Below are 20328 nucleotides of genomic sequence, written 5' to 3'. Positions count from 1 at the left end.
TAACGCATTTTATCCGGCCTACAACATCCTGTAGGCCGGATAAGGCAAAAAGCGGATCAGTTATTTACCGGGATCACCGCGCCTTTGTATTTAGTGCGGATCCAGTCCTGAATTTCTTTTGAATGCAGCACGTCCACCAGCGCCACAATATCCTTTTTCTTCTCATCGCCGCGATGTACGGTAATGATGTTGGCATACGGGTTGTTTTCACCGCTTTCGACGGCAATCGGATCTTTCACCGGATCCAGCCCCGCGTCGATAGCGTAGTTCGCGTTAATCACCACCGCATCGCCTTCGTCGTTGTTGTACATCTGCGGTAACAGCGCCGCTTCCACGTTAGGCAGGAACTTCAGTTTTTTCGGGTTTTCCACGATGTCGCTAATGCGCGCGGTGACTTTGTCCACCCCCGGCTTCAGCTTGATCACACCCTCTTTTTCGAAAATCGACAGAATACGGCCTTCCTCAGATACCGCATCGCGCATGATGACCTTGCCGCCTTCCGGCAGATCTTTAAGCGATTTCACCTTCTTCGAATAGATGCCGATCGGCTCAATGTGAATTGCTCCGGCGCTGACGAAGTCATAGGTTTTATCGCCAGCATGATCTTTAATCACGCTGTTCAGATACGGAATATGTTGGAAGTAGTTAGCGTCAATTTCACGGCCAGCCAGCGCGGTATTCGGCAGGATGTAATCCTGGAACGGCTTAATTTCCAGGTCGATCCCCTGCTTTGCCAGAATCGGTTTGGCCTGCTCAAGGATCTCCGCGTGCGGTACGTTTGATGCGCCAACGGTCAGCGTATCAGCCCAGGAGGCGAAGCTCAGGGCGCTTAAGGTTGCTGCGGCGAGTAATGTCAGTGATTTTTTCATGATAATGGTTTCCGTATTTTATTAGCGTTTATCTAACAGAGAGGTGATCACATCGCCGCAAAGCTGGATGATGAAGACGATGAGCAGAATCGTCACCGTCGCCACCAGCGTGACGTCGCTGTGGTTGCGCTGGAATCCTTCCAGATAGGCCAGATTCCCTAAACCCCCGGCACCAATGACTCCCGCCATCGCGCTGTAGCTGACCAGCGCAATCAGCGTCACGGTGATCCCGGACACCAGAGCGGGAGAAGATTCCGGCAGTAAAACCCGAAAAATAAGCGTACTCAGACGCGCGCCCATCGAACGTGTCGCTTCAATAACGCCTTTATCCACTTCACGCAGGGCAATTTCGACCAGACGCGCATAAAACGGCGCGGCTCCCACAATTAACGCAGGCAGCGCGGCATTAGCGCCGAGAATGGTGCCAACCATCGCTTTGGTAAATGGGATCAGCAGCACGATCAAAATGATGAAGGGGATCGAACGGAAGATATTCACCACCAGCGAAATCGCGCTATACACGGCGCGATTGTGGAACAGTCCGCCACGCGCCGTCAGAAACAGCGCCAGGCCAAGGGCGATCCCAAGGACAAAGGTCGCCACGCCAGAAAGCGCGGTCATATAGAGCGTTTCCTGGGTTGCTGCTAATAATTGATCCCATTTCAGATGGGGGAACAGTCCTTCAGCCATGTTGAATCACCTCACCTTCAATGTCGCTATGGCGCAGGTCGGCCAGAATATTGCTCAGTTGCTCCTCGGTAGCCACAACGTGTACCCATAGCTGACCAAACACCCCGTGCGCGGTTTGCGTCATCTTGCCGTGCAAAATGTTAAACGGCAGGCCGTAGCGCAGGGTCAATTCTCCAACGACGGGACGGTGGGTGCGTTGCCCGGTAAACGTTAGCTTGATCACCACGCCGCCCAGTTCGCGTGCCAGCTGTGGGTTGAACTCATCTTCTTCGGCGTACTGGCTCACCTGACGCACGAATTGTCGGGTGATCGGCTGCTGCGGATGGGTAAAGACGCTGAGTACGTCGCCTTCTTCAACGACTTTACCGTTTTCCATCACCGCCACGCGGTCGCAGATTTTGCGCACCACGTGCATTTCATGGGTGATCAACACAATGGTTAATTTGAAGCGACGGTTAATATCGAGCAGTAAATCAAGGATCTGATCGGTAGTTTGCGGATCTAACGCCGAGGTGGCTTCGTCGCACAGCAGTACGTCAGGATTGTTCGCCAGCGCGCGGGCAATTCCCACCCGCTGTTTTTGCCCGCCGCTGAGCTGAGACGGATAAGCATTCTCGCGACCACTCAACCCAACCAGCGTAATCAGTTCGGCAACCCGCGCTTTGATGGACGCCTTTGGCGCACCCGCGATTTGCATAGAGAAAGCAATATTTTCGCTAACCGTGCGCGACCACAGTAAGTTGAAGTGCTGGAACACCATGCTGATTTTCAGTCGCGCCTGACGCAGAGATTCTCCGCGGGCGGCAGAGATATCATGGCCGTTAATCGTCACGCTGCCGGAGGTCGGTTTTTCCAGACCATTAAGCAAGCGAATTAAGGTGCTCTTACCCGCCCCGCTGTAACCAATAATTCCGTAAATCTGTCCCTGCTCAACCGTCAGATTGACGTTATCGACAGCGGTAATGGATAGCCTGCCTGGCGTAAACACTTTTGAAATATTTTTCAGGACAATCATGTCGTTTGGGTATCCGCTGCTGCTTTTTGTAATCCTGCTAGCGCTTTTAGCTGTTTAGCAGTATGGATGTCCAAACGAGTGTAATGAGTGAAATTGGCTTTTAGAATGAATTAAAACGAATTTGATATAATTTTTAGGAATATGTTCTGTCCATTGAAAACGCCCGCCTAAATCTGTTTATTTGGATAGCCTGGGCAGGTTGTTGCGCAACAAACTGTCGCTGAGCCCAACGCCTTTATCCATACCGATGAACAAATTAATGAATATTTTTTGTAAATCCGCACAGAACTGTTTTGAAACAGCGTTTCCATTTTCCTTTTAGATAAAATTCAGCGTATAATGCGCGCCAATTGTCTCTTGAATGGTTTCAGCACATTGACCTGTAAAACTCAACGACTACAAAACTCACCTTCCCGTTGGGCTGAAACGCAAGCACACATTCCTCTGCACGCTCTTTCGATGTCACCTATCCTTAGAGCGAGACATCACCACTTTCGTAACTCAGGTTTAGCTTCCCATCCGTGCGCGATGGGAGCCAGATTTCCCAATCCTTCTCAACTTAAAGACTAAGACTGTCATGAAAAAGACGAAAATTGTTTGCACCATCGGTCCGAAAACCGAATCCGAAGAGATGTTAACCAAAATGCTGGACGCGGGCATGAACGTCATGCGTCTGAACTTCTCTCATGGCGATTACGCAGAACACGGTCAGCGCATCAAAAATTTGCGCAACGTGATGAGCAAAACCGGTAAGAAAGCCGCTATCCTGCTGGATACCAAAGGTCCGGAAATCCGTACCATTAAGCTGGAAGGCGGTAACGACGTTTCTCTGAAAGCAGGCCAGACCTTCACCTTCACCACCGACAAATCTGTTGTCGGCAACAGCGAAATCGTTGCTGTGACTTACGAAGGCTTCACTAAAGATCTGTCTGTCGGCAACACCGTACTGGTTGACGATGGCCTGATCGGCATGGAAGTTACCGCGATCGAAGGTAACAAAGTTATCTGTAAAGTGCTGAACAACGGCGACCTGGGCGAAAACAAAGGCGTTAACCTGCCAGGCGTTTCTATCGCGCTGCCAGCACTGGCTGAGAAAGACAAACAGGACCTGATCTTCGGTTGCGAACAGGGCGTTGACTTCGTTGCGGCATCCTTTATCCGTAAACGTTCTGACGTGGTTGAAATCCGCGAGCACCTGAAGGCGCACGGCGGCGAAAACATCCAGATCATCTCCAAAATCGAAAACCAGGAAGGCCTGAACAACTTCGACGAAATCCTCGAAGCGTCTGACGGTATCATGGTTGCTCGTGGCGACATGGGCGTTGAGATCCCGGTTGAAGAAGTTATCTTCGCGCAGAAGATGATCATCGAGAAATGTATCCGCGCGCGCAAAGTCGTTATCACTGCGACCCAGATGCTGGACTCCATGATCAAAAACCCGCGTCCGACCCGCGCTGAAGCCGGCGACGTAGCGAACGCCATCCTCGACGGCACCGACGCAGTCATGCTGTCTGGCGAATCCGCGAAAGGTAAATACCCGCTGGAAGCCGTGACCATCATGGCGACCATTTGCGAACGTACCGACCGCGTGATGACCAGCCGTCTGGACTTCAACAACGACAGCCGCAAACTGCGCATCACCGAAGCCGTTTGCCGTGGCGCGGTTGAAACTGCGGAAAAACTGGACGCTCCGCTGATCGTCGTTGCAACCCAGGGCGGTAAATCTGCTCGCGCAGTGCGTAAATACTTCCCGGATGCCACCATCCTGGCGCTGACGACTAACGAAACTACCGCGCGTCAGCTGGTACTGAGCAAAGGCGTTGTGGCACAGGTTGTTAAAGAAATCAGCTCCACCGATGATTTCTACCGTCTGGGCAAAGAAGTTGCTCTGGAGAGCGGTCTGGCGCAGAAAGGTGACGTTGTGGTTATGGTTTCTGGCGCGCTGGTTCCAAGCGGCACGACCAACACCGCATCCGTTCACGTACTGTAATAATTCCGTCGCGAATTAATTTGCTTATAAAAGCGCCCTCGTGGCGCTTTTTTTATTTTATCGATAGCCACAATTAATAAAAAATCAAATCGGATTTCACTATCTAATCCGTGATTATCTAAGATGAATCCGATGGAAGCTTTCTGTTTTCACTCGGTTTTTTAGCCGTTTTTGCACAATTCGATGCTTCTTTGAGCGAACGATCAAAAATAAGTGCATTCCCATCAAAAAAATATTCTCAACATAAAAAACTTTGTGTAATACTTGTAACGCTACATGGAGATTAACTCAATCTAGAGGGTATTAATAATGAATCGTACTAAACTGGTACTGGGCGCGGTAATCCTGGGTTCTACTCTGCTGGCAGGTTGCTCCAGCAACGCTAAAATCGATCAGCTGTCTTCTGACGTTCAGACTCTGAACGCTAAAGTTGACCAGCTGAGCAACGACGTGAACGCAATGCGTTCCGACGTTCAGGCTGCTAAAGACGACGCAGCTCGCGCTAACCAGCGTCTGGACAACGCAGCTACTAAATACCGCAAGTAATAGTATCTGTGTAATAAAAATGGCGCACATTGTGCGCCATTTTTTTGCCCTGAATTTCTCGTTCCCTGTTATTGCGTAGCGCGCACCTCTGCATTCTCTCCCGGCACCCCATTTCGCGCAGACTTCACTTCCGCATCATTGTTAACGACCGAGGCCTGGCTGGCCGTCACTGTGACCGGATAACCCGCACGGCGATACAACGCGCGTTCCACCAGGCTGCTATCAACGGCTTTATTGTCTTTGAACTGAGTAAAACCGGCTGGGAGCACATACGGCATGGTCTGAACGTTTTGTTCCTCTTCCGGCGACAGTGGGCGATGCACCTCGACATACCGCATGCCGTTCGGCTCAATCGAATATTTGATCGGCTCATTAATCACCCTGACCGGCGTTCCTGTTCGGACTTGAGCAAACAATGCCTTGATGTCCGGCGCGTTCATGCGAATACACCCGGAGCTCACGCGCAAACCGACGCTGTCCGGTGCGCTGGTGCCATGGATCAGGTATTCACCGTTTCCATGCGCCAGACGCAGTGCAAAGCGTCCTAACGGGTTATTTGGCCCGGCGGGCACTACCGGAGGCAATGTTATGCCACGTTCCAGAGAGCGTTTACGGATGCCTGCTGTAGGGGTCCAGGTAGGATTCGGTATTTTCTGCCCTACCCGGGTTTCCATCACCGGAGTTTCCAGCCCCTGCAAACCGATACCAATCGGGAATACCTGAACGATATTCTCTCCCGGCGGGTAGTAATACAGACGTAGCTCCGCCAGATTCACAATAATGCCTTCGCGTGGCGCATCAGGCAGCAGTAATTGCGAGGGAATAGTAATCAGGGTTCCGGGTTTGGGAACAGGGGCAATAGTATTATTGGCTTCGAGGATCAACATTGCGGCGGTATCAAACTTACGGGCAATCGCCTGTAGGTTTTTATCCCCTTCCTGCACGGTATAAGTTTGATTTTGCCCAACAAGACGACTGTTTGCCTGGGGCAACGGATAATCGACCGCCCATGCGGCCTGAATAGCGCTGTAAGCGCCGATTAGCATTAAGGTAATAACAGACGCGCGTTTCATACTCACTCACCCCCCTGGCGTTCCTGCCGGACGACGGCGAGCGCCAGATCCGGCTTACGAGTCACTGCGTTGCCTTACACGATCGATTTCAAGTCGGTCTGAAAGTTGACGTGTTTTATCAGTTTAGCTAAGAGTTGCGGCTTTGCCGCGGATAGCCCGAATCATTGCCTCCAGCCCCTGTGAACGAGACGGTGTGAGATGCTGTGCGAGCGCCATTTTTTCAAACCACGGACGCACATCAAAATTCACAATATCCTGGGCCGTCATGCGGTCGTACAGAATGAAGACCACGGCGATAAGCCCTTTCACAATTGCCGCATCGCTGTCGCCCTGAAATTCAATAATCCCTTCAGCATTCTGACGCATAACAATCCATACCTGACTTTGACATCCCTGAATGCTATTTTCGGGGCAGCGATCGTCGGCGTTTAATTCCGGCAAACGCTGACCCAGTTCAATGATGTACAGGTATTTCTCTTCCCAATTAGCGCAACGCAGAAAATTACGCAACAATTTTTCTTTATCCGGTAGCGCAGCCATAACGCCTCCCTGTTATCCCAGTAAGTGATGAATACGCTTGAGACCTGTCACCAGGCGATCCACTTCTTCATGGGTGTTGTACATGGCAATCGACGCCCGACACATGGCGGGAACGTGATAGTAGGCCATCAGCGGCATTGCGCAGTGATGCCCCGTCCGCACGGCGATCCCATAGTTATCGAGAAAACTCCCGACGTCATAGGCGTGATGTTTGCCGAGGTTAAAGGCAATCACCCCAAGGCGGTTATCCGGTCCGTAAAGCGTCAAATCCGGCACGTCCGCCAACTGTTCCAACGCATAGCGCATCATGAACTGTTCATATTCGCTAATTTCAGTCAGCCCCAGCGCTGAAACATACTCAATAGCCGCGCCAAGCCCGATGATTCCTCCTGTGTTAGGCGTACCGGCTTCAAAACGCCACGGCGCTTTGGCCCACGTCGTCCCCTGGCTCAGGCTCACGGTCGCAATCATCGAACCGCCGCCTTCCCATGGCGGCATTTCCTGCAGCAGCGCCTCTCTGGCATACAGCACGCCAATACCGGTTGGCCCGTAGAGCTTGTGTCCGGAGAAAACATAAAAATCGCAATCTAACGCCTGCACATCCACTTGATGATGCATAACCGCCTGTGCGCCATCCACCAGCACTTTTGCGCCGTATTGATGCGCCAGCGCAATCATCTCACTTAGCGGGTTTTCGGTGCCCAGTACGTTTGAAACATGGGTAATTGCCAGCAGTTGCGTACGCTCATCGAACAGCGCTGGCAACGCTTCCAGTTGCAATGTGCCGTCGGCATTGAGCGGAATGACCCGCAGTTCTGCGCCCACGCGGGCGCAGAGCATTTGCCAGGGAACAATGTTGGCATGGTGCTCCATTTCGCTGATGATGATGTTATCGCCAGTCCTGACATTGCTGTTGCCCCAACTGTTCGCCACCAGGTTAATGCCTTCCGTGGTACCGCGAACGAACACCAGCTCTTCAGCGGAACGAGCGTTAATAAACAGCGAGGCAAGCTTGCGCACATTCTCCATTTTTTCTGTGGCCTGCGCGCTCAGCGTATGGATACCACGGTGAACCGCCGCATAGCCGTGACGGTAAAACTCGGCTTCGGCATCGATCACCTGATTAGGCTTTTGCGCGCTGGCGGCGCTGTCCAGATACGCCAGCGGTAAACCGTTCACTTCACGCGTCAGGACCGGAAAATCAGCCCGCACTTTTTCAATGGGGAATGTCATGCTACGCCTCCCGGCAGGCGGTGAGCGATCCGCGCCAGTACCAGTTGTTTAAGCGTTTCATCGCGCAGGGCTTCCGTTAGCTCAGCGGCAAACGCATAGAGAATCATCTGTTGAGCATCCTGCTGACCGATCCCGCGCGAACGCAGATAGAACATCTGCTCGTCGTCAATCCGCCCTACCGTCGCCCCGTGACTGCATTTCACGTCGTCGGCATAAATTTCGAGCTGAGGCTTGGTGTCCACTTCCGCCAGTTTTCCGAGCAGTAAATTGTTATTGGTCATCTGACCGTCGGTTTTAATGGCGTGTTGAGCGACGTTGATCAGGCCATTGAACACCGCCCGCCCCTTATCGCTGACAATCGTTTTATGCAACTGGCGGCTGTTGCAATAGCCCTTGTTGTGCGCAAGCCAGGTCCGGGTGTCACAAACTTCGTTTTTCACCGGCATCGCCAGGCTGTTAAGGCGCAGCGTGGTATTTTCGCCGTTGAGCTGGGTACTGGTGTTATGGCGTAACACGGCATCACCCAGCAAGAAACTTTGGCTGACTGCCGAGGCATCTGCACTCAACTGAATATCATTATGGGCAAAGTGGTGGCTGAGCGAATTCTCAAACGCCAGTTTAATGTGGTGCAAATGTGCATTGGCCGCGACGTTCATCGTTAAGCGCGCCCCGGTAAAATGGCGAAGCTCGCTGAGACTGACATAATGCTCAATAACGGTGGCTTCTGCGCCTTCCGCCAGATCCAGATGGTGACGATAGTGCGCCGTATTCACCGCATCGCCCGTCGCTCCCTGGGTAATGTGCAGCAGCAGCAACGGTTTCGCTGGCCGGTGGTTACGCTTGACCAAAATGTGCGTTACGCTGCGGGACAGGCTTTCGGTCAGATGCAGAAATACTTCCGGCTGGATAGCCGCAGGCAGCATCTGACGCTCATCATTAACGGTAATATCAAATCCGCTACCTTCCACGCTGTCGCTGAGTGTTGGACAAAATTTCCCGTCGACAAACACCAATCGTACCGCATCAATCGCTGGTGCCAGCGCCTCAAACTGGGCTGGCGTTAGCGCGGAGATATTGCTGACGAACCGGCTGTTGGTTAATCCCTCCAGCGGCGTGTATTTCCAGTCCTCATGCTTACGCGTTGGCAGCCCCAGACGCAGTAGCTGTTGCAGATGCTGTTGCGCATAGTGCGAACGGGTCTCCCCTTGGGTCTCAAACAGATGGTGCCACTGTTGCAGCACGTTACTGCTGTTCGCTAAGCCAGCCATATCCTTGCTCCTCCAGTTGTTTGACCAGCGTGAAATCGCCGGACTTCACAATTCGCCCCTGGTAGAGAACGTGAACATAATCGGGTTTGATATAGTCCAGGATGCGCTGATAGTGAGTGACGATAATGAATGAGCGTTTCCCGTCGCGCAGCGAGTTCACGCCATCGGCGACGATTTTCAGCGCATCGATATCCAGCCCGGAGTCTGACTCATCGAGAATGCACAACTGAGGCTCCAGCACCGCCATTTGCAGAATGTCATTCCGCTTTTTCTCACCGCCAGAGAAACCGACGTTTACCGAACGCGTCAGTAAGTCTTCCGGCATCTTCAGCAGCGCGATTTTTTCTTCCATCAGATCCTGGAAGTCGAACCTGTCCAGCGACTCCTCCCCACGATAACTGCGCACCGCATTCAGCGCCGTTTGCAGGAAAAACTGATTACTGACGCCGGGAATTTCTACCGGATACTGAAATGCCATAAAGATCCCTTCACCGGCCCGGTCTTCCGGCGACAGTTCCAGTAAATCCTTACCGTTAAATTCAACCGTCCCGCCAGTGACTTCGTAGTCTTCACGTCCGGCGAGCGTGGCGGACAGCGTACTTTTCCCGGAACCGTTCGGCCCCATAATGGCATGGACTTCTCCGGGACGAATCTCAAGGCTGAGCCCACGCAGAATCGCCTTATCTTCGACACTGACCTGTAAATCTTTAATGCTTAACATGTGCTTTCCTTAAATTTTAACCGACGCTGTGTTCAAGACTTATGGCGAGAAGTTTTTGCGCTTCCACCGCAAATTCCAGCGGCAGTTCAGAGAACACGTCTTTACAGAAACCGTTGACGATCATCGAAATGGCATCCTCTTCGCTGATGCCGCGTTGCAGACAGTAAAACAGCTGGTCTTCACCGATGCGTGACGTCGTGGCTTCGTGCTCAAGCTGGGCGCTGTTGTTTCGACACTCGACATACGGGAAGGTATGCGCCCCGCAGTCCGCCCCGATCAACATGGAGTCGCATTGGGTATAGTTACGCGCGTTGGTGGCGGTCGGCATGATTTTTACCAGGCCGCGATAGCTGTTCTGACTCTGACCGGCGGAGATCCCTTTCGAGATGATGGTCGATTTGGTGTTCTTGCCAATGTGGATCATCTTGGTGCCGGTATCGGCCTGCTGGTGACCGCTGGTCAGCGCGACGGAGTAGAATTCGCCGATAGAGTTATCGCCACGCAGAATGCAGCTTGGGTATTTCCAGGTAATGGCCGAGCCGGTTTCCGACTGCGTCCACGACATTTTGCTGTTTTCGCCTTCGCACAGCGCGCGCTTGGTGACGAAGTTCAAAATGCCGCCGGTATTACCATCACCGGGGAACCAGTTTTGCACCGTCGAGTATTTCACTTCAGCATCTTTATGGATGATAACTTCCACCACCGCCGCATGTAGCTGGTAGCTGTCGCGTACCGGAGCTGAACAACCTTCGATATAACTGACGTAGCTGCCCTCATCCGCAATCAGAATAGTGCGTTCAAACTGCCCGGTCTTTTCGGCATTAATCCGGAAGTAGGTCGAGAGTTCCATGGGACAACGCACGCCTTTCGGCACATAAATAAAGGTGCCATCAGATGCCACTGCGGCATTCAGCGCGGCGAAGAAATTATCATTACCCGGAACGACGGTTCCCAGATACTGTTTCACCAGCTCGGGATGGTCATGAATCGCCTCACCGAACGAACAGAAAATAATGCCCTGCTCTGCCAGCTTGTCGCGATAGGTTGTCGCCACCGACACCGAGTCGAAAATAGCATCAACCGCCACCTCTTTTCCTTCACGAACCGGCACCCCTAGCTGTGCAAAGGCGTCTTCTACCTCTTTGCTTAAAAAGGCATTCGCCCCTGTTTGCTGAACAGCCCCCGGTTCAGAAGCACAGGTTTCATCACAATTGCCGCAGGACGGCGCAGAGTAATAGCTGTAATCCTGATAATTCAGCTTGTCGTAGTGCGCTTTGAGCCAGTGCGGCTCTTCCATGGTGAGCCATGCGTTAAAGGCATTCAGGCGAAACTCCAGCATCCAGTCGGGTTCATTACGTTTTGCCGAAATCGCGCGCACAACGTCTTCATTGATCCCTTTTGCCAGCTCATCGGTTTGCAGTTGGGTGAAGAAGCCCTCTTTATAATTGAGGTGCCCGCCAGCCCAGGTGTTGACATCATCAGTTGCTTCAGTATTACGAGACATAGTACCGCCTATACCCCAAAACTTTCGCCACAGCCGCATTCGTTCTGGGCTTTCGGGTTATGAAATTTAAATAACTGATTTAATCCTTCGCGAACGAAATCGACTTCCGTCCCGTCGATAAACGGCATCGCCTGTAACGGCACATAAAGTCTGGCGCCATCAGATTCATACAGCAGATCGTCTTTTTCCGGCTCACGGACGGTGTCCAGCACGTAGCCGAATCCCGCGCATCCGGTTTGTTTCACACCTAAACGCACGCCCAACATACCGGGTTGTTTTGCCACCAGTTCGCGGATGTGCGCCGCAGCTGCCGGCGTTAACGTCAAACCACGCCATGCGAAATCGTCCGGGTTAAATGTTCCTGAATGCAATTCCATAGGGTTACCTCGAGTCATTAGCTTTCAAGCTATAACACCATGTTAGTGATAATGATTATCACTTCAACCCCTCAACAGCAGGGGCATTCGGGTTAATCGCCATTTTTTGGCTACTTTTAATAAGCATAGACCCTGCAGCGCGGGTTATCAGAGATGGATTATTTTGTTCAATGCATTGATTAATAATGGATTATGAAAATCCAATCGTTCAGGCAGGTCAAACGCCAAAAGATGTATAGGTAATACCTATTTAAGGGATTGGTTTTAAAATCTGAATAAAATCTGCAATTATTGTATAATCAGGGACTTAATATTTGCATATTACAAAACGTATTGATTTACAGGCATATTACTTACGTTAATAAAAAAGCGGTAAGCATAAACTTACCGCCCTTTAACTATTACCAGTTAACCCGAATTCCCAGGTTGCCAGCAAAACCATGCATATTACCTTCAAAATCATGCTGATATTTCATATCTGCATATAGTGAAGCATTTTTGGTAATATCACCGGTAAAACCACCGCCCACTTCATACCATTGATCTGAATAATCTTGATTAAATTTCACCGAGCTCACCGTTACATCTGGCGAACGACCAATATTAGTCAGGACATTTGCAGTTAAATATGGATGTGCTTTAGATGTTTTAACGCTATCATAACCCAGACGTCCTCCGATACGAGCAAGGCCCGAGTTATCAGACGTTGATTTAACGTAGGCAACGCCATCGTTTGTCGCATCTAAGTGAAGGTATTGATACATAAGTTGAACTTGAGGTTCCAGATATAACCCATTAGCATATTTGAATGGCTTACCTGCCTCTACGGATAGAGTTATGCCATCACCATCCTGAGTGGCATCATTACCGTAAATACTATTATATTCATTACGATAGTGAGTATACTGAGCCACAGTATCTACATATACGTCATTTGAAAAATATGAGGTGTAATAAGCCCCTACACCGTAACCTTTGGAATTGATCTTACCTGTCGTTGTCGATCTGCCTTGATACATTCCACGAACAGAATCTTTAGCAGACGTGCTAACTTGTCCGAAAGTAGCAAATACGCCACTATGTACTCTGGTGCCATCTTCTTCAAAGTTGTTATAAAGATCGCCGCCAAGCTGAGCAAACCAGGTGTCGGCGTCATAGTTAAAACGATCTGCATTAGATTTTGTTTCACCGCCGCCAATACGTCCCCAGGCCCCCTGAGGCATATTACTTTCTTTCTTAATATTTTCCTGTTCACCGACCCTTTCATGCAAAGTACCAACGGTCTGATAGCCATACATACGGTTTAAGTACGGGGCGATAACGTAACCAGGTACTGATGGGTTATATGATGGTTCCGATGTTGGGGCCGGAGTCGGATTTGGCGTCGGCTCCGGAGTTGGGTTTGGCGTCGGATTTGGCGTCGGCTCAGGGGTTGGATTCGGCGTCGGCTCCTCGGTCGGTTCTGGGGTAGGCTCTAAAGTCGAGCGCAAATACCATCCATTTCCTGATTGGCCGCCGTTATACGCCAGATATTCATAAGCGCCTGCGACAACAGGTTTTGATAGCGTTACCGAGCTCGTATCCTGACCACTGATAGAAGCAAGTTTAATACCATCGTTTACCGTGAGCGCCCCCGCTCCACCAATCTGATTGATATTAATCGTATGGCTACCGGCAGCATCACCATTAACTACAATTCTGTCAGAAACTGTATTAGCGTCGCCTTCATTAAGAACCGTATTAAAAGTTATCGTTCCATTATTTCCGGAGAATGAATTCGTCGTGATGGTCTTAACATCATTAACGCCACTGCTTTGAAAGTTAATCAAAGCACTATTTAAGGTAATAGCCGCAGAATTTGAATCGCCCGTCACATTCCACTGGCTTCCATTGGCAATGTTTAGATTTGTCATATCAACAGCTTTACCTGTCCAGACAGAGCCATTGTTAAGCGAAAGCGAAGCCGTCGATGATGAGGTATTAATTGCATCCCCCGACACAACTGAGTTAGCATCGGCATTGACTTCTAACGCCGCTGCCCCCGTGTTTTGAATAAACACGCCGTTATTAACGGTGGAATTAACCTCATTTAACTGGATGGTCCCATTGCCTTCTATAGCGTAGATAGACTCACCGGCAAGAGATGATAATTCACCGCCAGTCATTGAAAGCGTCGACACGCCGCGATTCTGCAAAATTGCCGGGCTTTGGATGCTATTAGTCGTATTTACTGTTGTATTAGTAAGAACGACATCCCCACCCTCAAGAGAAACACCTGGCGAATAGTTACCTTTCGTCTCTAACGCACTATCCGTGACGTTAATCTTGCCACCAGATACCGCCCGTACCGCCGCTGAAATATGATTCTCGGTAAGTATATTTGAGTTACTAATATTGGCGATGGCGCCATCCCTCGTCATAACGCCTGCAGCGGATGAATTTTTTGTGTTTATATTGCTATCAACAACGTTCAGGGTAGCCCCTTCTTTTATCGCGTATGCACCAAGCGCCCCCACTCCAGCAGTTGAAATGTTAGTATTGGTGAGCGAGATGCTTGTCGGATTATTCAAATCACCGCTGCCATCTACATAGGCGCCATGAATGTTCGCACCTGTCGTGTTGATATTTATGGCATCTGTACCCTGGATTGAGACACTGCTTGCTGATGCAGCATAAATCGCAGATGTTGTGAAGATGGATGATGATGAATTCTTTTCGATGGTGCCAGTACCTGACAATGTGATTGTACTGCTGTCTGTAGCAGATATAGCAGAAGCATCATCGCCAGTACTCACAATATTGAACCGATCGCGAACGTCAACGTTACTATTATCTTGAGCAACTATCGCTGAAGAACCACTTCCGGTGGAATTAACACTTAACAGCCCCTGTGAGCTAACGTTGCCTGAACTCGTGGCATAGATGCCAAAAGATTCGTCGCCTGTCGTGTTGATTGAAACTCCATTGAGCTGTGAATCACCGCCAGCGATAACTGAAATACCGTTTGCAGTCGCCCCACTGGTCGTAATGGATGAATTTTGTATCACACCTGCACTATTGCTGCCGAGGAACTTAATACCATCGGCATCTGTCCCGGAGGTCGTTACGGTCGAGTCACTAAGTAAAAAATCATCCCCAACAAATACCCCATTTGCATTTGCACCCGATGTGGAGATAGCTAAGTTGCTTCCATGGACGGAAGTCCCCACTCCGTTAGCATCCATTGAGATACCATGCGCAGTATCGCCAACGGTTTTAATATTTAATTTAGAGGATGAGGTGCCATTAAGCTCGATACTGGCCCCATTTGATGCATTCACTGCAGACGAATTGACTCCTCCACCAGAAGGTAAAAGAGAGGATGTCTGAATCAAGCCTCCGGCATTAACAATTACACTGGTTCCGTTTCCGCTAGCTTCTATTGCGCTATATGGGCCATTGGCAGATGCATCGTTGTTAGCCGTTACGTTTAACGTCCCGGCGGAAACATCAACTTTGCCGCCGTTTAAGGCATATATTCCATACGAACTTCCATTTGCTGTGATGTTAAGGTCCCCCTGGCTTGTTACCGAAGAACCTGTACCATCCACTTTAATTCCGGATGAATCGCCGCCAGAAGTCGTAATAGTTGAAACGCCGTTGAGATTAACCGTCCCGCCAGATTGAGCAAGAACGCCCTCAGAGTTACCTCCGGTCGTGACAATATTTAATGCCCCAGGCGAAGTAATTGTTCCTGCATTCAAAGCAAATAACTCTGGAGTATCAGAAGTACTGCTTGACGATGAATAGCCTGCAGGCACATTAGTTGATGTGTTATCGGCTATCGTTTGCGCCTTAGCGATCTCAGTTGATGTTGAGAATAGAAGACCAATCATTATTGATACTTTTGATAACCTGGTGTTTAAGCAAGACATCGACGCTCCTTAATTCCCATATCTCTAAAACCCCACTACGTTTTGCAGTGAAGTTCATTTTCTTAAGAGGTGTAATTACTTGAACGATCCTGGAGAATAGTAATAGCTCATGGCATAACTAAGTTATGTATAGCCCCATGATTTAGAAACATCAAGTTACACAGTTTTACGCCACGAGTATACCCTGGTTATTAAAGCTATCAATTTCCAACCAGCATGAAAAATCCTAAACTTTTTAATGCAGCAAATAGGTTCAGATTTAATATCCTGTTGTTTTATATCTATTACTTTCCTTTACATCCTTATCCTTGTCGTCCTGTTTTCGTTTTTATCTTGTCCTGACATACATAACAGACACCGTAACTAACATTTCTTTGACCGGCAGACCAGGCATATATTAACCATTTGATATATATGAAATTCCCCAGCCCACCGCTAACCGCACATTCCTGTTTATAACTATGCAGTCGCGAACAGGATCGTCGTCAATAAGTAATACGTTTGAAATTCTGCAGGCATTACGGCGCATTGCAACGTAACTCCCGATTTAATAACGGAATAAATTATTTCTCGCTTAACGAATTGCCTCTCGCCCCTCTCGTTATGTAAACTTATGTAAAGAGAAGATTCAAATGACACACTCAGGAATAGAACACATAAGAACCTTGTGGATATATAATTCACAAAATAGAGAGAGTACAGAACATTAAACCAGACATAAACGCAAAACCAAGATTAAAATATTAAAAAAACGAGCCAGTACAAATGCTTGAACCACAAAACGACCTTATATTACATAATAATTTCATTTAATTTCATTAAGTTACCATTTCAATGTGGAATTAATTATTTTCCCATATTGCAAGGAAAGTATTCCCCATGTGAATATACTTACATCGTGAGTGCTCATTGAACATTGATACTAAAATTCCACTTTTATGATGAGAATCCTGCGTATGATGAAGCCAAATGATGAAATGAAGTTAATTATCTCCAAATGGTTATCATCCGGTGCCGCGCGTATCATAATAAAAAGCGAAATTGGAATTGAGCGTACTTTAGGCGTTAAGCCGAATAATACTGACTTCGTCTTTCTGACTGAAGGAGCGATGGATATCAGGAGAACAATGGACGACCTGGTATTCTGTACTGCGCTTGCGCCCTATATTATGAGCGGGACCGACCATCCTGAAAGTGAAGCGTACTTTTATGGTGAGATACGGGCTCATTCAGTAGCATATCGGATTAAAAAAGAAACTGCATTGAATTTAGTGGAAAAGTTCAATTTATTCAAAGAATTGTGGATAGTTGAAAAGTATAAATCTCAAGCCATATGGCGCAGAGATGCCAACCTCAATGGCGCATCAGTTAAAGTGGCAATCGGAGAGCTGATTACCGTTCTTAGTATGCTCCCACCAGAGTTTAGAAAATCAATCTCTGTTTATAAATTTCTTCAGGAAAGAACAAAGTATTCAAAAAGTACAATAATGCGTGTCGTAAACCATTACAGAGATAATGGCCAACTAGATATTAAAAATGGAATACTTATTGAATGGATTCCTAAAGAAAAAGGATAAACACTATGGGATTTCATATACATACTTACTGTGCCTATACCCGGCAGGGGGTTTTGGGCCTCATTGATGAAATATTTGAAACTTCACAACCCGATGAGGTCATTCATATTTTCGATCTCATCGAAAACCCACATCCAATCTTACTATTAAATAAAATAAAAAATTACATGCGGATTACATTAGATGAACCGCAGAAAATAATAGCTATATGCAATAAACAGACAGCAGATTTTCTGCGTAAATTCAGCATACTATGCATTACACCGACAGAATCAATATTAAACTGGGTGGATATTCTAAAAAAAGCAAAGGCGTATACTAAGTGGTCTGTAGCCAGCATTCCAGAACTGGAGCATCATTACGCTTCAAAGCCTCTGACAAATAAGGATTTTTTTATTCTTGAGCATTTGTGTCAGGGTTATTCATTTTCTGAAATATCTGAACTAAGTGGTTTGAATGCAAAGATAGTTTATGCCAGACTCAGTAAAATTAAATGTGAATTTAACTTAGAAAGGAATAACATCCATCTCGCTTACACTTTTATTTTAGAGTCAAGAACAAACTATTTTCATTGTGGCAGACAGTCCAATTATCATCTTTAAAGGCACATAGAAATTAAGCGCTTACAGTCTCAGCAGCAATGCATTATTATGCGGAACAGTGCAAATAACAAAAAAACCCTTAAGTCTGCTTGCTGGCAGGCTTAAGGGTTCCGGCCCCATCCGGCGCTTATCTCCGGCACTCGTAATGGCTTAGCTCTTGAAGGGGCATAAGAATAATCTCACTTCCGGATAAGTTTTGTTTAACACAAATTGCGGTTTGATTGTTTTTTGAGCGCAGTCAATGACATAATTCGCGCGTTGTTTCACTAATTTCGTCTAACAACAAGCGTAACCCCGCAGGCTGATGCTCACGAGAAAGATACAACCCGTATATTGGCAGGCGTTTAGGCTGTAGCTCTGGCAGTAACCGAACTAACTTTCCCTGCGCCAACCCTTCTCGCGCTTCCGGCTCCGGTACCAGCGCAATGCCCATACCCGCCAGCGCCGACTCACAGAGCAGCGAAGAGATCCCGGCGCTCAAATTCCCTTTGATCGCAACAGAAACCGTCTGCCCTTGTACATCGAGAAAGTGCCAGGATTTTCCGGCAAAGCCGCTGTAATAGAGGCAGTTATGCTGCGTAAGATCGTCGAGCGTTTCAGGAGTGCCATGTTGATGCAGATAATCGACAGACGCACACAGCACGGATTCACAGTCCCCCAATCGACGGGCGATGGTCCCAGGCTCGGGGGTATCCGTAATGCGGATCGCCACATCGATGCGTTCCCCGACCAGACTTACCGGTTGATTATTAATCTCAACCTCAATGCGCAGTTGCGGATACCGCGCCAGAAAAGTGGGCAGCACCGGGGCAAGAATATGCATCGCGGTATAGTGCGCGCAAGCGACACGTAGCGTACCGGAAGGTATTTGCGCGGCACTGGCGGCAGCAATATCCAGCGAAAGTTGCGCCAGAGAACGCGTTTTCACTAACGCTTCTTCTCCGGCTGGCGTGATCGTCAGGCGACGCGACGACCGATGGATAAGCCTTGCCCCCGCCCATTTTTCCATTTCGTCGAGGTAACGACTAACCATCGGTCTGGAAAGCCCCAGCGCTCGCGCGGCGGCGCTTAAGCTGCCCAAATCACAGATATGGTTGAATACCGTTGCCGCCATTACTCTGTCCATTGCATCCCATCCGATCGTTTTAAGAAACTCAGCATACCCTGATACAGGAATTCTAACAGATGCAAATATCCTTAAAATACGCGAACTATCAAAAGACAATTTCCTGCACAAGGTTACCTGGTATGAATGTTAAAACTCTGGCTCTGCTGTTACCCCTGTTCTCCTCTTCACTCTTTGCCGCCCCGCTCCAGCTGGACGTCTACAACCCGCAGGATAAGGCTATTTTCCCGGTCTCCTCGACGCTGGTTTCAGGACCGAAAGAAGCGATTTTGTTTGATGCGCAGTTCAGCACCAAAGATGGCGAACAACTGGTACAGATGATTCACGCCAGCGGTAAAACGCTGAAAGCCATCGTAATCACCTCCGGCGATCCGGATTTCTATTTCGGTCTGCAGCCCCTCGTCAACGCCTTCCCACAGGTAAAAGTGCTGGCAACACCGCATGTGGTTGAGCATATCCGCGCCACGAAAGAGGCCAAACTGCAGTTCTGGGGCCCGCAAATGAAGGACGGCGCGCCAACATCACTCACCGTGCCGCAAGCCACCACACAAACGCGTTTCACGGTTGATGGCGAAACGCTGGAACTTCGCCATCCCAACGATTATGCGGCGTATGTCTGGATCCCGGCGAACCGCGCAATCATTGGCGGTACTGGCGTGGCTTCGGGTATTCATGTCTGGACGGCGGATACGCAGTCTGCTGAACAGCGTTCCGCGTGGCGCAATGTGTTAAGCGAGATGCAGAACTTACAGCCCGCTCAGGTGGTTCCGGGGCATTACATTGGCGAACGCCCGACAGGCGATAAAGCGATTCGCTTCACCCGGGACTATTTGCAGTCATTTGAGCAGGCGTTAAGCGCGAATAAAGGTTCAGCTTACGTGATTAAAACCATGACGGCGGCATGGCCAGGTCTGGCGGACGCCAGCTCTCTGGAGCTAAGCGCGAAGGTCAATACCGGTGAGATGAAGTGGTAAACAAGATTTAACGCCAAAAATAACCCCGAACGCATGTCGGGGTTACATTACAATAAGCATACCGGAATCAATGAACGCCCATGCGCCAGGCAAAATAGATCTCTTCTTTCAGTTCAGTTGAAGAGAGCGTCAATAAATCCGCAAACTCCAGCTCAAGCTGTTTCAGTCTTTTCAGGTACTGAGCCGGTGAAAGATCGGTTTTATCACGACGTAAAAACTCTATTGCCAGTTGGGCCGGGTCTAATTGGGTAGACATATCATCCTCGCTTGTGTTCAAAACCTGCACAGTATAACACCATTCACTGCGCA

The 20328-nt window shown here is 49.0% G+C and carries 19 protein-coding genes; 6 read left to right on the top strand and 13 right to left on the bottom strand.

The features are described from left to right. Positions 1–56: 56 nt before the first annotated feature. From JSN25_RS15045 to JSN25_RS15035, 3 genes are read right to left on the bottom strand one after another with little or no spacing between them, the layout of a single operon-like run. Entirely contained in the window at positions 57–869 is an 813-nt protein-coding gene (locus JSN25_RS15045; protein ID WP_003029358.1) for a MetQ/NlpA family ABC transporter substrate-binding protein, read from the bottom strand. Between the two features lie 21 nt (positions 870–890). Then, positions 891–1559, bottom strand: coding sequence for a methionine ABC transporter permease (locus JSN25_RS15040; protein ID WP_069324235.1), 669 nt, complete (start codon positions 1557–1559; stop codon positions 891–893). After that, the gene (locus JSN25_RS15035) at positions 1552–2574 is read right to left on the bottom strand and encodes a methionine ABC transporter ATP-binding protein (RefSeq protein WP_199952118.1); all 1023 of its coding nucleotides are present in this window, start codon (positions 2572–2574) and stop codon (positions 1552–1554) included. The genes JSN25_RS15040 and JSN25_RS15035 overlap by 8 nt, the downstream gene beginning before the upstream one ends. Positions 2575–2949: 375 nt before the next feature. Here JSN25_RS15035 and ynhH point away from each other — a divergent pair, with 375 nt between their 5' ends. The 3 genes from ynhH to lpp all read left to right on the top strand — a co-directional run bounded on the left by ynhH (position 2950) and on the right by lpp (position 5110). After that, on the top strand, positions 2950–3144 hold the full coding sequence (gene ynhH / locus JSN25_RS22330; protein ID WP_247672768.1) for a protein YnhH: 195 nt from the start codon (positions 2950–2952) through the stop codon (positions 3142–3144). Positions 3145–3151: 7 nt separating this feature from the next. Next, positions 3152–4564, top strand: coding sequence for a pyruvate kinase PykF (pykF, locus tag JSN25_RS15030; protein ID WP_006684766.1), 1413 nt, complete (start codon positions 3152–3154; stop codon positions 4562–4564). 309 nt (positions 4565–4873) lie between these two features. Beyond that, a complete protein-coding gene (gene lpp, locus JSN25_RS15025; protein WP_003029373.1) occupies positions 4874–5110 on the top strand; it encodes a murein lipoprotein Lpp in 237 nt (78 codons plus the stop codon). Between the two features lie 68 nt (positions 5111–5178). Here the strand turns inward: lpp and ldtE are convergent, their stop codons facing one another. From ldtE to JSN25_RS14985, 8 genes are all read right to left on the bottom strand, one after another. Next, complete coding sequence (ldtE, locus tag JSN25_RS15020) at positions 5179–6183, bottom strand: L,D-transpeptidase LdtE (RefSeq protein ID WP_204525731.1); 1005 nt, start codon at positions 6181–6183, stop codon at positions 5179–5181. A 123-nt stretch (positions 6184–6306) separates the two neighbouring features. Beyond that, entirely contained in the window at positions 6307–6723 is a 417-nt protein-coding gene (sufE, locus tag JSN25_RS15015; RefSeq protein WP_204525073.1) for a cysteine desulfuration protein SufE, read from the bottom strand. Positions 6724–6735: 12 nt separating this feature from the next. After that, positions 6736–7956 carry a cysteine desulfurase SufS gene (sufS, locus tag JSN25_RS15010; protein ID WP_087856315.1) on the bottom strand — a complete coding sequence of 407 codons (1221 nt, stop codon included), beginning with the start codon at positions 7954–7956 and terminating at the stop codon, positions 6736–6738. Next, on the bottom strand, positions 7953–9224 hold the full coding sequence (gene sufD / locus JSN25_RS15005; protein ID WP_137350503.1) for a Fe-S cluster assembly protein SufD: 1272 nt from the start codon (positions 9222–9224) through the stop codon (positions 7953–7955). The genes sufS and sufD overlap by 4 nt, the downstream gene beginning before the upstream one ends. After that, positions 9199–9945 (bottom strand): Fe-S cluster assembly ATPase SufC, encoded by a 747-nt coding sequence (sufC, locus tag JSN25_RS15000; protein ID WP_038640264.1) that lies wholly within the window; start codon positions 9943–9945, stop codon positions 9199–9201. Before sufC ends, sufD begins: the two co-directional genes overlap by 26 nt. Positions 9946–9961: 16 nt before the next feature. Then, complete coding sequence (sufB, locus tag JSN25_RS14995) at positions 9962–11449, bottom strand: Fe-S cluster assembly protein SufB (protein ID WP_038640262.1); 1488 nt, start codon at positions 11447–11449, stop codon at positions 9962–9964. A gap of 8 nt (positions 11450–11457) precedes the next feature. After that, positions 11458–11826 (bottom strand): Fe-S cluster assembly scaffold SufA, encoded by a 369-nt coding sequence (gene sufA, locus JSN25_RS14990; RefSeq protein WP_038640259.1) that lies wholly within the window; start codon positions 11824–11826, stop codon positions 11458–11460. A 401-nt stretch (positions 11827–12227) separates the two neighbouring features. Beyond that, positions 12228–15740 (bottom strand): autotransporter outer membrane beta-barrel domain-containing protein, encoded by a 3513-nt coding sequence (locus JSN25_RS14985; protein WP_204525072.1) that lies wholly within the window; start codon positions 15738–15740, stop codon positions 12228–12230. A 956-nt stretch (positions 15741–16696) separates the two neighbouring features. Here JSN25_RS14985 and JSN25_RS14980 point away from each other — a divergent pair. Continuing rightward, positions 16697–17317, top strand: a complete 621-nt coding sequence (locus JSN25_RS14980) for a helix-turn-helix domain-containing protein (protein ID WP_032939795.1) — start codon at positions 16697–16699, stop codon at positions 17315–17317. Between the two features lie 5 nt (positions 17318–17322). Then, positions 17323–17919 carry a hypothetical protein gene (locus JSN25_RS14975; RefSeq protein WP_137347212.1) on the top strand — a complete coding sequence of 199 codons (597 nt, stop codon included), beginning with the start codon at positions 17323–17325 and terminating at the stop codon, positions 17917–17919. 238 nt (positions 17920–18157) lie between these two features. Here the strand turns inward: JSN25_RS14975 and JSN25_RS14970 are convergent, their stop codons facing one another. Beyond that, positions 18158–19045 carry a LysR family transcriptional regulator gene (locus tag JSN25_RS14970; RefSeq protein ID WP_159121261.1) on the bottom strand — a complete coding sequence of 296 codons (888 nt, stop codon included), beginning with the start codon at positions 19043–19045 and terminating at the stop codon, positions 18158–18160. Positions 19046–19167: 122 nt separating this feature from the next. On the opposite strand from JSN25_RS14970, the gene JSN25_RS14965 reads away from it, so the two are divergent. Next, positions 19168–20019: a Vmh family MBL fold metallo-hydrolase gene (locus JSN25_RS14965; protein ID WP_137350507.1), complete on the top strand. Its 852-nt coding sequence runs from the start codon at positions 19168–19170 to the stop codon at positions 20017–20019. Positions 20020–20086: 67 nt separating this feature from the next. Here JSN25_RS14965 and JSN25_RS14960 read toward each other — a convergent pair whose 3' ends face one another. Further along, positions 20087–20275, bottom strand: coding sequence for a YdiH family protein (locus tag JSN25_RS14960; protein WP_029139522.1), 189 nt, complete (start codon positions 20273–20275; stop codon positions 20087–20089). Positions 20276–20328: the final 53 nt, after the last annotated feature.

The organism is Citrobacter cronae, assembly GCF_016893685.1.
GTDB lineage: Bacteria > Pseudomonadota > Gammaproteobacteria > Enterobacterales > Enterobacteriaceae > Citrobacter > Citrobacter werkmanii.
The sequence above is the reverse complement of the archived record's forward strand: the minus strand, read 5'-3'. Positions and strand labels throughout refer to the sequence as shown.

What these genes read in the sequence shown, in the direction of transcription:
- JSN25_RS15035 (WP_199952118.1), bottom strand. Translation starts at nt 2,574, where the DNA reads ATGATTGTCCTGAAAAATATTTCAAAAGTGTTTACGCCAGGCAGGCTA.
- JSN25_RS14980 (WP_032939795.1), top strand. Translation starts at nt 16,697, where the DNA reads ATGATGAAGCCAAATGATGAAATGAAGTTAATTATCTCCAAATGGTTA.
- lpp (WP_003029373.1), top strand. Translation starts at nt 4,874, where the DNA reads ATGAATCGTACTAAACTGGTACTGGGCGCGGTAATCCTGGGTTCTACT.
- JSN25_RS14960 (WP_029139522.1), bottom strand. Translation starts at nt 20,275, where the DNA reads ATGTCTACCCAATTAGACCCGGCCCAACTGGCAATAGAGTTTTTACGT.
- sufB (WP_038640262.1), bottom strand. Translation starts at nt 11,449, where the DNA reads ATGTCTCGTAATACTGAAGCAACTGATGATGTCAACACCTGGGCTGGC.
- JSN25_RS14965 (WP_137350507.1), top strand. Translation starts at nt 19,168, where the DNA reads ATGAATGTTAAAACTCTGGCTCTGCTGTTACCCCTGTTCTCCTCTTCA.
- JSN25_RS14975 (WP_137347212.1), top strand. Translation starts at nt 17,323, where the DNA reads ATGGGATTTCATATACATACTTACTGTGCCTATACCCGGCAGGGGGTT.
- sufC (WP_038640264.1), bottom strand. Translation starts at nt 9,945, where the DNA reads ATGTTAAGCATTAAAGATTTACAGGTCAGTGTCGAAGATAAGGCGATT.
- sufE (WP_204525073.1), bottom strand. Translation starts at nt 6,723, where the DNA reads ATGGCTGCGCTACCGGATAAAGAAAAATTGTTGCGTAATTTTCTGCGT.
- JSN25_RS15040 (WP_069324235.1), bottom strand. Translation starts at nt 1,559, where the DNA reads ATGGCTGAAGGACTGTTCCCCCATCTGAAATGGGATCAATTATTAGCA.
- JSN25_RS15045 (WP_003029358.1), bottom strand. Translation starts at nt 869, where the DNA reads ATGAAAAAATCACTGACATTACTCGCCGCAGCAACCTTAAGCGCCCTG.
- sufD (WP_137350503.1), bottom strand. Translation starts at nt 9,224, where the DNA reads ATGGCTGGCTTAGCGAACAGCAGTAACGTGCTGCAACAGTGGCACCAT.
- JSN25_RS14985 (WP_204525072.1), bottom strand. Translation starts at nt 15,740, where the DNA reads ATGTCTTGCTTAAACACCAGGTTATCAAAAGTATCAATAATGATTGGT.
- sufA (WP_038640259.1), bottom strand. Translation starts at nt 11,826, where the DNA reads ATGGAATTGCATTCAGGAACATTTAACCCGGACGATTTCGCATGGCGT.
- sufS (WP_087856315.1), bottom strand. Translation starts at nt 7,956, where the DNA reads ATGACATTCCCCATTGAAAAAGTGCGGGCTGATTTTCCGGTCCTGACG.
- JSN25_RS14970 (WP_159121261.1), bottom strand. Translation starts at nt 19,045, where the DNA reads ATGGACAGAGTAATGGCGGCAACGGTATTCAACCATATCTGTGATTTG.
- pykF (WP_006684766.1), top strand. Translation starts at nt 3,152, where the DNA reads ATGAAAAAGACGAAAATTGTTTGCACCATCGGTCCGAAAACCGAATCC.
- ldtE (WP_204525731.1), bottom strand. Translation starts at nt 6,183, where the DNA reads ATGAAACGCGCGTCTGTTATTACCTTAATGCTAATCGGCGCTTACAGC.